Genomic DNA, 12,483 nt, shown 5'->3' on the forward strand with positions numbered 1-12,483 from the left:
CTTTGATCGAATCAGTGCGCCTGATGGCGTCTTTGGTGATGGTTTAAACAGCAAACTCGCGCCTATTCAGGGTCGGTAAGCGGATAACGCAATAGTTTATCAATAAATTCGGCAACGAATAAGGCGTTAGGCTGTGAAAGTAACAATTGTTTTTGCTTAACTTCAATGGGAAGCAGCTCTAACCAGCGTAAACAGACCCAACCTATGTCGTCATATTGGGTCAGCTGAAAATGGTCATGCAACCCAGGATTGGAACGGTAGTATTGTTTTAGCTTGTCACTCAGATAGTGATAGGGCTCAGGAACGGTTTGACGTCGCCATATCGGCAACGGAGTATGCCGTGCCAAGTCAATATCCCTTTCTCCTCGTTCGATAGCCTCCACCTTGACACTTTCAATGCCCTGTAATGTCAGTGCGATCTGCTGGGGATCATGGCGATTAAAATCAGCCACTTGGCAAAGTGTCACAATCGGGGAAATCGTGGAAGGACGCGGAGTCGACGGAGCCTGGGGGCTGATTTCGTCCATATCTATCATGGCCACAAGTAATCGCGGTGGCTCGCCTGCTTGTGGGAGTGCGTCTAAGTAGAAAGCCTCAGACACAATATACGTGTTTACGCCACCTGGTAATAAATGATTGGTTTCAATCAGCAAAGGGTGTATCGACATACCGGCTCCCTACTCATGACTGGCTTACTTCTAATTTAGCGCACTGTAGTGCAATGGATAAAGCTTTCTTAATTGAAGACTTTTTTAAGCTGATGAAAATACCTGTCATAAATGCGACATATTCCACAATATGAAAGTGGTCTTTATGGGGATGAGTGATCAAATGCATAGTATTTCATATCAATTTGATGCACTCTTCTTTGCGCAAATAAACATGCAAAATAATTAATTTATCAGTCAAAAATGCTATTGCCATTATTAATCACTTGCTAATAGGAGGAGCCCTTGATGAAAAAGCAATTAAAAACCCAAGTGACATGTTTTTTAAACACTTTCGGCGAGATGGAGCAGCGCTCAATGTTTGGTGGTACTGGGTTTTTCCATCAGGATGCGATGTTTGCGCTACTCACCGATAAGCGATTTTATCTGCGTGGTGGCGGCATAGTAACTGATGCGTTGGTTGATAAAGGGTGCAAAAAGTTTGTTCACGTGAAGAAAAGCTCGTCTGCGGTTGTGAATTATTATGATGTGACCGCACTCTTTATTGAGGACGATGTTGAACTGGCGGTGTTGGTTAAGGCGTCGCGCGATCATGCGCTGAATGATAGAGCATATAAAGCTGGGGGACATCACCGTCGTTTGCGCGATCTCCCTAACCTGCGTTTGACGATAGAGCGGATGTTGAAAAAGTCGGGGGTAGAAGATATTTCCACATTTTACAGCATGGCGCCGGAAGAGATTTTTCGTCGTTTGCAAGTGACGCATGGTAACGATCTTGATTTATGTTTGCTTTGGAAATTGGCAGGGGCGCAACAAGGCCGGCATTGGAAACTGATTGAAGAAGATGAACGTGAGCGCCTGTTATCTGCTGTTTGATCTCCTTTTTAAGGCGCGCGTGCCGATCTGCGGATCGGCGACTTTTTTATTGCGGTACTTTCATCGTGTTTATCTTCATGTTTCGGACGAATTGTGATCAATAAAAGGGTGTTAATGCGATGTTTGGATAAATAATCGACGGTTAAACCTAAAAACGATAATTTGTACGTGACAGCCAGAAAAACTTATGTAGAATTCAAACCACTTAGCCGAGAGGTGAAGCGCGAAGGCGCGTTGGCAGAGTGGCTATGCAGCGGATTGCAAATCCGTGGACCTCGGTTCGACTCCGGGACGCGCCTCCATAGAACTCTGGCTAGTACAAAACGGACGCGGGATGGAGCAGTTTGGTAGCTCGTCGGGCTCATAACCCGAAGGTCGGTGGTTCAAATCCGCCTCCCGCAACCAATTTTCTAAGCGCTTTTAAGCGCTTGATTGAATAAGCGACATTAGCTCAGCTGGTAGAGCGCGACCTTGCCAAGGTCGAGGTCACGAGTTCGAACCTCGTATGTCGCTCCAAATTAAAAACAGTGGCGTAAGCGGCTGAAAAAAAATTGCGTGCCCTGGTGGTGGAATTGGTAGACACAAGGGATTTAAAATCCCTCGACGTTCGCGTTGTGCCGGTTCAAGTCCGGCCCGGGGCACCATTACAAAGTAAAACGGCGACCTTAATGGTCGCCGTTTTTGTATGTCTCGCTATACCATACTCAAGCATTGTATTTCGTTATGATGCGCTAAACGGTATTGAAGCTCTTGCTGATCGTGACAAGTACATTGGCGGATGATCGTGCCCCGCCTGATCCAAGTCTCCATCATGGCCTCAATACCGTCGGGACTGAGGCCGTACTCTTTTGCAAGCGCTTCTCGACTAATGACACCCGCCTGAGTGACACTGGCTTTGAGCTTTTGCAGGATCATAATAGGTCTCCTTAAACCAATGAGGATGGCGACCAACATAACGCATTACGCCGATCACGGTAATCAGTAGGGCAGAAAGGCTGACAATATAAACTGTCGCCTGAGTGGTCGCCACGCCGATTTGACTGACTTGAAAGCACAGGGTGGCACCACTGACAGCTAAGAGCATTGACCATCCCGCGATAAATAGCGCAAATCGACGGCCAAACTCACGGGTATAAGCTCCCATCGCGGCAACACAGGGCGTATACAGTAGGATCACAATCAGATAAGCCATAACACTGGCCGTCGTCGTGAATTGGCGGTGTAAATTGTCAAACGTTGCCATACTCACTGCTTGCTCTTGCGCAGCGGCTTCGGTGTTTTCTATCTCACCCACGCTCATCGCGAATGGATCGCTGTAATCAATGCCAAATAAGTTTTCCGGAATGCTTTGAACGGCGTCAACAAGCGCATCACTGATCGAGCCTTCGTCTTGTTCTGCATTGGTTGGGGCATAGAGGCTATTTAAGGTACCAACCACTGCTTCTTTGGCGAATAGTCCGGTCACTAAGCCGACAGTAGCTGGCCAATTATCTTCTTCGATACCAATGGGTGAGAGAGCAGGGGTGACAACTTGAGCCGCTTTCGATAACACGGAGGTCTCGCTATCTTCATGGCCAAAGCTGCCATCGGTACCGAGAGAGTTAAAGAAAGTTAAGAGGGTTACCACAATGACGATGGTTTTACCTGCCCCCAATACGAAACGGCGCAGCTTTTGCCAGGTATGACTCAACACGTGGCGCATACGAGGGAGCTCGTAGTCCGGCAGTGTCATTAACAGACTTTCACTCTGGCCCGGATAAAGGGTGTGGCGCAAAATCAAACCAGTGAGCACGGCCGCTGCAATCCCGAGTAAGTAGAGCGCAAATACCAGGTTTTGTCCGTTTTGCGGGAAGAACGCTGCGGCAAACAAGGCGTAAACGGGGAGCCGTGCACCACAGGACATAAAGGTGGCCATTGCTGCGGCGGTTTTGCGCTCATGAATTTGCTCAAGAGTGCGCGTTGCCATGACGGCAGGCACTGTGCAGCCAAAGCCGAGGATCAGGGGGACAAATGCTTTACCCGGTAAGCCAATTTTTTGCATCAAACCATCGAGCAAAAAGGCGGCGCGCGCCATGTAACCGGTGCTTTCTAGAACGGTGAGAAAAAGATACAGCCCAGCAATCACCGRGATAAAGGTCGCCACGGTTTGGATACCACCACCCACACCATCTGCAACGAGTGTCACTATCGCTTCGGGCAATATGCCATCTAATAGTTGATGGGTGCCATCCACTAAAACAGCGCCAGCGGCGATATCAAAAAAGTCGATAAAGGCGCCGCCAATATTGATGGCAAATACGAACATGGCATAGAGTACGGCAAGCAAAATAGGCAGCGATAAAAAAGGATTGAGGATCACCTTGTCGAGTTTTTCGGTTTTATTGCGGCTTAAATGGCGGTGCTCGCGTCGTGTGTCATGTACCAGATCGCGAATATAGCTGTAGCGTGTATCGGCGATAAGAATGTCGGTATCTTGTCCGGCCAGCGATTGGCAAGCCTGGGAAAATGACGCTTGTAGGGACGTATCATTGCCATCGGGCAAACGATCTCGCTCTAGGCACTCAAGCAAATGGGCGCGTTGATTCACTTGTGCCGCTGCCGAGCCTGCAAACGGGGCGCCAAGATGAGATTGGATCCATGCCTCGATATGCTCACCATAGTTTAACTGCATGGCGTCGCAATGCGGAAGTTCCATCATCATGTGGGCGAGCTGATGGCGGAAAGTCGCCACACTGTCGGCTTGGCATGCGGTAACGGTAAGCACGGGACAACCAAGCCATTCTTGTAGCTTCCCGATATCGAGCTGTTGTCCGTTGCGATCTAACCGATCCATCTTATTGATCAGCACTATCATCGGGACGCCGCGCTCGCGTAATTGCAAGGTAAGGTACAGTCCTCTTTCAAGACTATTGGCGTCTAGCACGTTAATGATCGCATCACAGTCGTGGCTATCAATTGAATACGTCGCGATTTGTTCGTCTAGGCTGGCATCAAAGCCTGCATTTAGCGCGTATAAACCGGGTAAATCGGTAATTTCACACTCTGTATTGTCGTTCGCTGTTTGATTGAACGTGAGCTGGCCGACTTTCTTATCAACCGTGACGCCAGCCCAGTTACCGACTTTTTGGCGAGAGCCGGTTAACGCATTAAATAATGTGGTTTTGCCGCAGTTTGGGTTACCGGCAAGAAGAATGCGTTTTTTTTCCATTACAGTGTCTCCACATCAATCAATTTCGCAACGTCACGACGAACGACGAGTTGTTCGTTATCGAGCCGGATTTGTAATGGGTCTCCAAGCGGTGCTCGCCGAACCAGCTCCACCGCGGTGCCCGGGATTAATCCCATAACAGCAAGGCGGTGACGGATAACAGCGGGCACATGATGGACACTGGTAATACGCGCGGACTGACCGCGACCAAGCGTTGACAGTTTCATAATGCGAGATCCAAATAAGAATGGTTTTCATTGCATATTACGCGCAAAGGTCGCTATTTTTTTTGCGTCGGATCAAGCTATGGTGAAAGTCAATAACGTGATTGCTGCCACAATGAGAAGTGACGATCCTGATGTGAACTAAGAAGAAAAAAGCGGCCAGTGTGGCCGCTGTCTTTAACTTGCGGAAGTACGATGTGCATCGCGTTGATTGTTCAGTTTATCCATCGCGATGGTCAATAGTCCGTTGGGGGCTTTACCCTCGGGGCCAAAACCCGCTTTCTCTCCTGATAAAAGCGAGAGTGCTTCACTGACGTGCGAAACGGCATAAATATGAAATTCGCCTTTTTCAACCGCCAGCACCACATCTTTGCGCAACATCAGATTCTGAATATTGGTGGCAGGAATAATTACCCCTTGCTGGTGGTTTGGCCCTTTGAGTGTGCAGACGTCAAAGAAGCCTTCGATTTTTTCATTCACACCGCCAATCGGTTGTGCTTCGCCAAATTGGTTCATGGATCCTGTGATGGCGATATCCTGGCGCAGTGGCACCTCAGTCATTGCCGAGAAAATCGCACAAAATTCCGCCATGGAGGCGCTATCACCGTCGACGCCGCCATACGATTGTTCAAAGGTCAGATGCGTTTTAAGCGGGATCTTATCGGTTTTACCCAAAAGCGTGGCAAGATACGCGGATAAAATCATTACCCCTTTTGAGTGAATACGCCCGCCTAGTTTTACGCTACGCTCTATATCGAGTACTTCACCTTCGCCAAACGCGGTGGTCGCGGTAATACGATTAGGTAAACCAAAGCTGTAGTCAGAGGTGCTGAGCACTGACAGGCCGTTAATCTGGCCGAGAGCCGTTCCCTGGGTGTTGATCAACGTTACCCCGTTTTCTACATTCTGCATCATGCTGTCTCGTAAGCGGCTTACCCGCATGTTTCGACTGGCAAGGGCTTTTTCAACATGCAGCGCGCCAACGGTATTCGCTTTTGCTTGCGTGGCCCAGTAATTGGACTCGCGCAATAAGTTAGCGATGTCAGCTGAATGAAGCGACAAACGGTTTTGATCCTCAGCTTGTCGTGCACTGTGCTCGATAATACGAGCGATAGCACCGCGGCTACAGTGCAACAGGTTGCCATCATGGATAATGCTGGAAATAAATTTGGCGTATTGATGCTCAGTACTCTCTGTACGCGGCATGTCATCTTCAAAATCTGCTGTGACTCGGAACAGCTCACTGAATTCTGCATCGTAGCGTTGTAAAAGCTGATACGTTTGATAATCGCCAAATAAAACAATTTTGAGATCAAGTGGAATGGGGGCTGGATCGAGTGACACGGTTCCGCTGAGGGTTACCTCTCGCTCTAGCGCACTGACGCTGAGCTGACGACTGCTCAAGGCACGTTTAATGCCTTCCCATACGTAAGGTTTTTCGAGCACTTTGATGGCATCCATCATCAACACACCGCCATTGGCGCGATGGAAACTGCCGGCGCGAATGAGAGAAAAGTCAGTGAAGACCGTGCCTTTAAAGGTGGCGTTTTCAACATAGCCAAATAAATTGTGATAGCTGGGGCTGTCTTCGACCACGATGGGGGCTTGCGCGTCGTGTTGGCTAACTAATACATTGACTTGATAACGGCGAGGGAGCTTTTTATCTAACGCCGCGTAGGCGAGTGCCGCTTGCTCTTCGCTGTCTTCTAAAAAAATATCAAGGTGTTCCAGCATGTCGGCCTGCATTGCCTCGAGAAAAGTGATGATCTCGGGCAGCTCTGCGAACGTCTTTTTCAGTGGCGCGATATGGGTGGCAATCACTTCTTGGCCAATGTCTTCATCAAGCGCTTTTTGTTTGTCTGCGTATTCTGACTCCCATTCACCCAATTGGCGAACAACGCCGCGTAATTCAGTCTCAAGCTTATCAATCACTTTACCGAAGGCCATCTGTTCATCTTGTGATAACGCATCAAAGGTGTCTTCAGTATGTGGCTCCTCACCGTTAAGGGCAACGAACTGATAATCCCCTTGTGGCGTGATAGAAAGACTAACACTGTTTTTCTCTGCGGTTTCACTTAAGCCTTGCAGAATCGTTTGTTGCCGCTCAGTGAGTTGATTTTTTAATGTTTCCGCACGTTGGTAGTACATTTCATTATCAAACGCCATTGGCAGGGCATTGGCGAGCTTACCCATGAGCTGTTCAATATGCTTTTTTAATTCACTACCTTTTCCCGCGGGGAGTTTTAGGACTTGTGGTGAACGTGCTTCTTGGAAATTCGCAACATAGCACCAATCATAAACGGGTGAATCAGTCTGCCAGTGTTGGTTAAGGTAGCGCATCATCATGGTGCGTTTACCGAGTCCGTTCTGACCGATGGCGTAAATGTTGTAACCTTTTTCTTTAATTGACATCGCGAATTCAACGGCGTGGCGAGCACGATCTTGACCGACAATTTCGTCAAGTGGCGCAAGATGCTTGGTTGACGTAATGTCGCTGTGTTTCAAGCTAGATTCACGATACAAGCGGTCGCTGGTGAGCTGAGTGAGAGCCATGGCTGTCCCCGTATTGGCGTTTAATCGTTACTGATTTTAGTGTAGCGACTGTAAGTGATTGTTTTAGTGACTTTGGTGGAGAAAGCGATGATAGGGTCACAGTTTTACATCGGCTGGTTATTTTATAAACAAAAAACGGGCTAATGTGCCCGCTTTTTATCGATTTTATCGCGAAGGAAGAAAGTCAGCGCTTCGATGATAGCGGCTAAAGAGAGTCGGCTATCGCACGAATAAGGGTATTGATATCCTCACGGCTGATGTCTTTATGGGTCACCAAACGAGCGGGATGACCACTGAATGTGACGCGAATATCCTTCTCAATCAGCCGCATTTGAAGCCGTGTACGCTCGATCGTATCGGCGATATCGACATAGACGATATTGGTTTGGACCTGATAAGCGTCAGTTGAAAAGCCGTCAAGTTGATGCAATTCACTCGCTAAGTACTGCGCATTAGCATGATCTTGAGCCAGGCGTTCAACATTTTCATTGAGTGCTTTCTGACCGGCAACCGCTAAAATTCCCGCTTGGCGCATCCCCCCACCGAGCATTTTCCGTATGCGTCTTGCTTTATTGATAAAGGCTTGAGAACCAAGAAGAAGAGAGCCAACAGGGGCGCCAAGTCCTTTGGATAAACAAATGGTCATTGAATCAAAGTGACAACTGATGGCGGTGATATCGACGCCTAACGCGACTGCCGCATTGTAAACGCGCGCGCCATCGAGGTGTAATTGCAGCTTATGGTGATCACAAAAAATGCGCGCCTCGGCCAGGTAGGATAAAGGTAAAACTTTACCGCCGATGGTATTTTCTAAGCTTAAGAGTTTCGTTCGCGCAAAATGGAAATCGTTTGGCTTGATTGCAGCCGCGAGCTTATCAAAGGGAAGGCTGCCGTCTGGGGCATTGTCTATCGGTTGGGGCTGAATCGAGCCTAATACGGCGGCGCCTCCGGCTTCATACTTATAATTATGGGCTTGTTGACCACATAAATATTCATCACCACGCTCACAATGGGCCATTAAGGCCAGTAGGTTGGCTTGGGTTCCTGAGGCAGTAAAGAGGGCAGCGTCAAAGCCATGGCGTGAAGCGGCCCACTCTTCTAGTGTATTGACGCTAGGATCATCGCGATACACGTCGTCGCCGACGGGGGCATTCGCCATCGCTGTTCGCATCGCCTCGTCAGGCTGAGTCACTGTGTCAGAACGAAAATCAATCATCAGGCAACATCCTTATCATCAAAGGCCCTCTATCAGCGAGGGCCTACGGTTAGCGTAAGCTCGAAAAGCGTCACTGTTTAGCTTTTCAGCATTTGCCAGTATTTTTGGTAGATCTTCACCGCTTCACCAACATCATCAGTAAATTCACCGTTATTGACGGCTTCATCAGACGGGAAAATCGTTTTGTTTTCTCGTAGGTCGGCATCTAAATACTCCGCGGCGCCAGTGTTGGGGGCGGGGTAGCCAAACTCTTCGACTAATTTTGCTTGGTTTTCAGGCTGATACATAAAGTCGATAAACTGGTGCGCCAAGGTTTTGTGCTCAGCGTTTTTCGGGATAATAAAGTTATCCATCCATAATATCGCGCCCTCTTGCGGATAGACAAACTCAATCCCATCGATCTCTTGTTGAGCCATATGGGCATTGCCATTCCATTGCTGACCAATATTGACTTCGCCTGTAATAAACGGGACGTGTGGCGCATCGGAGTTATAAACCACCACGTTATCACGCAGATCGCGTAGGGACTGATAGGCTTGCTTAATTTCCGCTTCATCGGTGCTGTTAATGCTATGGCCCTGGGCTTTTAACGCCATCCCAAACACGTCACGCACATCATTCAACAGCATGACTTGGCCACGAAAATCGTCGCGCCATAAATCTGCCCATTTTGTCACTTTGCTACCGTCGATGTAATCGCTGTGGTAGCTAATACCCGTGACACCAAAAACATAAGGAAGCGAGTAGTCATTCTTTGGATCAAATGATTGGCCGAGCAAGCCTGGGCGTAACTGGTCAAAATGACCAATCTGGCTTTTATCAATTTTAGCGAGCATATCCTCGTTGATCATGCGCTCAATAAAATAGGTTGAGGCAAACGCCAGATCATAGCCTTCACTGTTTAGCAGCTTAAGCTTGGCATACATGGATTCGTTACTCTCGAATGTCGAGTAGTTCACATCAACCTGGTATTTTTCTTCAAACGCTTCAATGACATCCATGGGCATATACTCTGCCCAATTATAAAGATTGAGCACCTTATCTTCAGCATGGACGCCGCTTGCGAATACCGTCGTGAGTGCAAGTGCTGTTGCGGTGATTCCGTGAGTGATTTTCTTCATTATCATGGTCCTTCAATGGCTAACTGGCCGAGTACACGTCGAGCGCATAATATTGCACCCAGACTCTGTATAAAAGCCTTTTCTTGATCAATCTCGGCCTTTTTAAAGGTTCCGCTAAACAGTAGCATAATGCCGTGCTCGCCCCCTAAACTCGCGCCGAATACAAGGTGAGTGATATGGGTGATGACACAGACGGTTCGATAAATAGTCCTTATCGTCACGATAAAGAAAATAGGTTGCCCCCCAGTCAAAAGGCAGTAAGGTAACCGTTCTAATTGGCGGCGGAGATAAGTATTTGAACGAACTGACCATCATCGATGATATTGCGACTCATGGCCTTAGTGTTTGTGACGATTTTTTATCGGCGCAAGCGGTTAGCGATTTGCAGGCATGCTTACCCGCTCAGTGGAATCAAGCGGCAATCGGCCGAGAGCGTAAACAGCATACCAATACCCAAATTCGTCGCGACAAAATCTATTGGTTAGAACGTGATACGGCGCCCGCTATCGATACGCTTTTGGATAAAATGGCGAATTTGCAGTACGCCTTCAATCGGCATTTATTCTTGGGGTTGTTTGAGTACGAGGCGCATTTTGCTAAGTACAATCCCGGTGATTTTTATGCCAAACATTATGATGCGTTTGAGGGACGATCAAATCGTAAAGTCACGACGGTACTCTATCTAAACCACGATTGGTCTGAGCAAGACGGTGGTGAAATCGTGATTTACAACCCTGATGGGTCGCATCGCCAAACGCTGTGGCCCAAAGCGGGACGGCTGGTCACTTTTTTATCCGAAGCGTTTCCCCATGAAGTGCTCCCGGCCAAGAGGCAACGGTTTAGTATTGCGGGTTGGTATCGGTTAAATGGCATGAGTGGCCGACGTGTTGATCCAATTCGTTAACCACAGCCATACTGAATGCCATATGAGAACCGAGGTGACAATTGTGTATGGCACGCCCCCCACAGCAACAATGTTTTTTTACCGACACGACGTTTGATCCGCAGCAAGGTGTGGCTATGCCCCAAGCTGACGTCTATTGGTCCCCAAACTGGCTAGCGAGCAATCAAGCGGACGCGTTTTTTACATCGCTTCGCGAACAAGCGGCTTGGCAGCAACTTCCTATTTCGATGTTTGGGCGGACCGTGATGCAGCCGCGCTTATTAGCTTGGTATGGTGATCATGCTTATACCTACAGTGGACTCACATTATCTCCCCGCCCTTGGACACCAGAGTTACTGGATTTGAAAGCGCGTGTTGAAGCTGCCACCCACGCCCGTTTCAATACCGTCTTGCTCAATCTCTATCGAGACGGTAGCGATTACATGGGCTGGCATAGAGACGATGAATTGGAATTGGGGAGGCAGCCGACCATTGCCTCGGTGAGTCTGGGCGCGAGTCGTCGGTTTTTATTCCGTCACCCCAAGCGACAGCTAAAGCGTGAGTTTTTACTCGATCATGGCTCACTGTTAGTGATGGCAGGCGAGACGCAAACCCACTGGCAACATAGTGTGCCCAAAACGCAAAAGCCGCTGGGTGAGCGAATCAACCTGACGTTTCGTTGGTTAAACAGTGAAGAGGCTAAGTAAAGCAAGCTGATCGCCTGCGGTGAACAAGTCACTATCGCATTACGCCTCGTCCATGCGATCGCGTGAAATTTTTAGGAAAGACGCGTGAGATTTTTAGCAACGAATAGGGGAATGGCAGTAATAAATGCTGAAAATAACAGCGGATTGGTCGAAGTTTGACGCTTTTGTTTGTAAAACAGCCATCTGAAACTTTTATTAAATAATAAGTGTTGACTCGATCACGTTTATCCGTAGAATGCCTCCCCGTACCGCAGAGACGGAAACAAAACAAAGGCGCGTTGGCAGAGTGGCTATGCAGCGGATTGCAAATCCGTGTACCTCGGTTCGACTCCGGGACGCGCCTCCAAGTTCCTCTAGGTGCACAGTAAAATCGGACGCGGGATGGAGCAGTTTGGTAGCTCGTCGGGCTCATAACCCGAAGGTCGTTGGTTCAAATCCAGCTCCCGCAACCAATTTTTACAAAGCGTGATGCAACGCTTAATTGCATAGGCGACATTAGCTCAGCTGGTAGAGCGCGACCTTGCCAAGGTCGAGGTCACGAGTTCGAACCTCGTATGTCGCTCCAAGTTTTGCCCACATCAAGCATGATTGATGTTACGGACGCGGGATGGAGCAGTCTGGTAGCAAGCGTGATGCAACGCTTAATTGCAGTGATGCAACGCTTAATTGCATAGGCGACATTAGCTCAGCTGGTAGAGCGCGACCTTGCCAAGGTCGAGGTCACGAGTTCGAACCTCGTATGTCGCTCCAAGTTTTGCCCACATCAAGCATGATTGATGTTACGGACGCGGGATGGAGCAGTCTGGTAGCTCGTCGGGCTCATAACCCGAAGGTCGTCGGTTCAAATCCGGCTCCCGCAACCAATTTTTACAAAGCGTGATGCAACGCTTAATTGCATAGGCGACATTAGCTCAGCTGGTAGAGCGCGACCTTGCCAAGGTCGAGGTCACGAGTTCGAACCTCGTATGTCGCTCCAAGTTTTGCCCACATCAAGCATGATTGATGTTACGGACGCGGGATGGAGCAG

10 protein-coding genes and 10 tRNA genes are annotated in these 12,483 nt (G+C 48.6%); 13 read left to right on the top strand and 7 right to left on the bottom strand.

The window, feature by feature from the left end; genetic code table 11:
* Positions 1–62: 62 nt before the first annotated feature.
* Positions 63–668 carry an LON peptidase substrate-binding domain-containing protein gene (locus BZG81_RS06865; protein WP_077461224.1) on the bottom strand — a complete coding sequence of 202 codons (606 nt, stop codon included), beginning with the start codon at positions 666–668 and terminating at the stop codon, positions 63–65.
* Positions 669–956: 288 nt separating this feature from the next.
* On the opposite strand from BZG81_RS06865, the gene BZG81_RS06870 reads away from it, so the two are divergent.
* From BZG81_RS06870 to BZG81_RS06890, 5 genes are all read left to right on the top strand, one after another.
* Positions 957–1,544, top strand: a complete 588-nt coding sequence (locus tag BZG81_RS06870; protein ID WP_077461225.1) for a TfoX/Sxy family DNA transformation protein — start codon at positions 957–959, stop codon at positions 1,542–1,544.
* 228 nt (positions 1,545–1,772) lie between these two features.
* Positions 1,773–1,846: transfer RNA gene (locus BZG81_RS06875), tRNA-Cys, on the top strand.
* A 26-nt stretch (positions 1,847–1,872) separates the two neighbouring features.
* Positions 1,873–1,949, top strand: a tRNA-Met gene (locus BZG81_RS06880).
* A 35-nt stretch (positions 1,950–1,984) separates the two neighbouring features.
* Positions 1,985–2,060 (top strand) — tRNA-Gly (locus BZG81_RS06885).
* Positions 2,061–2,101: 41 nt separating this feature from the next.
* Positions 2,102–2,188 (top strand) — tRNA-Leu (locus BZG81_RS06890).
* Between the two features lie 49 nt (positions 2,189–2,237).
* On the opposite strand, the gene BZG81_RS06895 is transcribed toward BZG81_RS06890, so the two are convergent.
* The 6 genes from BZG81_RS06895 to BZG81_RS06920 form a co-directional block, all read right to left on the bottom strand.
* The gene (locus BZG81_RS06895; RefSeq protein ID WP_158011830.1) at positions 2,238–2,459 is read right to left on the bottom strand and encodes a FeoC-like transcriptional regulator; all 222 of its coding nucleotides are present in this window, start codon (positions 2,457–2,459) and stop codon (positions 2,238–2,240) included.
* Positions 2,410–4,752: a ferrous iron transport protein B gene (gene feoB, locus BZG81_RS06900; RefSeq protein ID WP_077677040.1), complete on the bottom strand. Its 2,343-nt coding sequence runs from the start codon at positions 4,750–4,752 to the stop codon at positions 2,410–2,412. Before feoB ends, BZG81_RS06895 begins: the two co-directional genes overlap by 50 nt.
* Complete coding sequence (locus tag BZG81_RS06905; RefSeq protein WP_021023136.1) at positions 4,752–4,979, bottom strand: FeoA family protein; 228 nt, start codon at positions 4,977–4,979, stop codon at positions 4,752–4,754. The genes feoB and BZG81_RS06905 overlap by 1 nt, the downstream gene beginning before the upstream one ends.
* 174 nt (positions 4,980–5,153) lie before the next feature.
* Positions 5,154–7,529, bottom strand: coding sequence for a Lon protease family protein (locus BZG81_RS06910; protein ID WP_077677041.1), 2,376 nt, complete (start codon positions 7,527–7,529; stop codon positions 5,154–5,156).
* A 205-nt stretch (positions 7,530–7,734) separates the two neighbouring features.
* Complete coding sequence (gene ltaE, locus BZG81_RS06915; RefSeq protein ID WP_077669568.1) at positions 7,735–8,745, bottom strand: low-specificity L-threonine aldolase; 1,011 nt, start codon at positions 8,743–8,745, stop codon at positions 7,735–7,737.
* 77 nt (positions 8,746–8,822) lie between these two features.
* On the bottom strand, positions 8,823–9,866 hold the full coding sequence (locus tag BZG81_RS06920; RefSeq protein WP_077660238.1) for an ABC transporter substrate-binding protein: 1,044 nt from the start codon (positions 9,864–9,866) through the stop codon (positions 8,823–8,825).
* A gap of 295 nt (positions 9,867–10,161) precedes the next feature.
* Between BZG81_RS06920 and BZG81_RS06925 the strand changes: the two genes are divergently transcribed.
* From BZG81_RS06925 to BZG81_RS06960, 8 genes are all read left to right on the top strand, one after another.
* Positions 10,162–10,770 carry a 2OG-Fe(II) oxygenase gene (locus tag BZG81_RS06925; RefSeq protein ID WP_021023132.1) on the top strand — a complete coding sequence of 203 codons (609 nt, stop codon included), beginning with the start codon at positions 10,162–10,164 and terminating at the stop codon, positions 10,768–10,770.
* A gap of 116 nt (positions 10,771–10,886) precedes the next feature.
* Positions 10,887–11,456 (top strand): alpha-ketoglutarate-dependent dioxygenase AlkB family protein, encoded by a 570-nt coding sequence (locus BZG81_RS06930; RefSeq protein ID WP_051109683.1) that lies wholly within the window; start codon positions 10,887–10,889, stop codon positions 11,454–11,456.
* 272 nt (positions 11,457–11,728) lie between these two features.
* Positions 11,729–11,802 (top strand) — tRNA-Cys (locus BZG81_RS06935).
* 29 nt (positions 11,803–11,831) lie between these two features.
* Positions 11,832–11,908, top strand: a tRNA-Met gene (locus BZG81_RS06940).
* A 37-nt stretch (positions 11,909–11,945) separates the two neighbouring features.
* Positions 11,946–12,021, top strand: a tRNA-Gly gene (locus BZG81_RS06945).
* Positions 12,022–12,130: 109 nt separating this feature from the next.
* Positions 12,131–12,206: transfer RNA gene (locus BZG81_RS06950), tRNA-Gly, on the top strand.
* A gap of 36 nt (positions 12,207–12,242) precedes the next feature.
* Positions 12,243–12,319, top strand: a tRNA-Met gene (locus tag BZG81_RS06955).
* Positions 12,320–12,356: 37 nt separating this feature from the next.
* A tRNA-Gly gene (locus BZG81_RS06960) sits at positions 12,357–12,432 on the top strand.
* Positions 12,433–12,483 lie beyond the last annotated feature (51 nt).

It is taken from the genome of Salinivibrio sp. MA607 (assembly GCF_001996245.1).
In the GTDB taxonomy this organism is placed as follows: Bacteria; Pseudomonadota; Gammaproteobacteria; order Enterobacterales; family Vibrionaceae; genus Salinivibrio; species Salinivibrio costicola.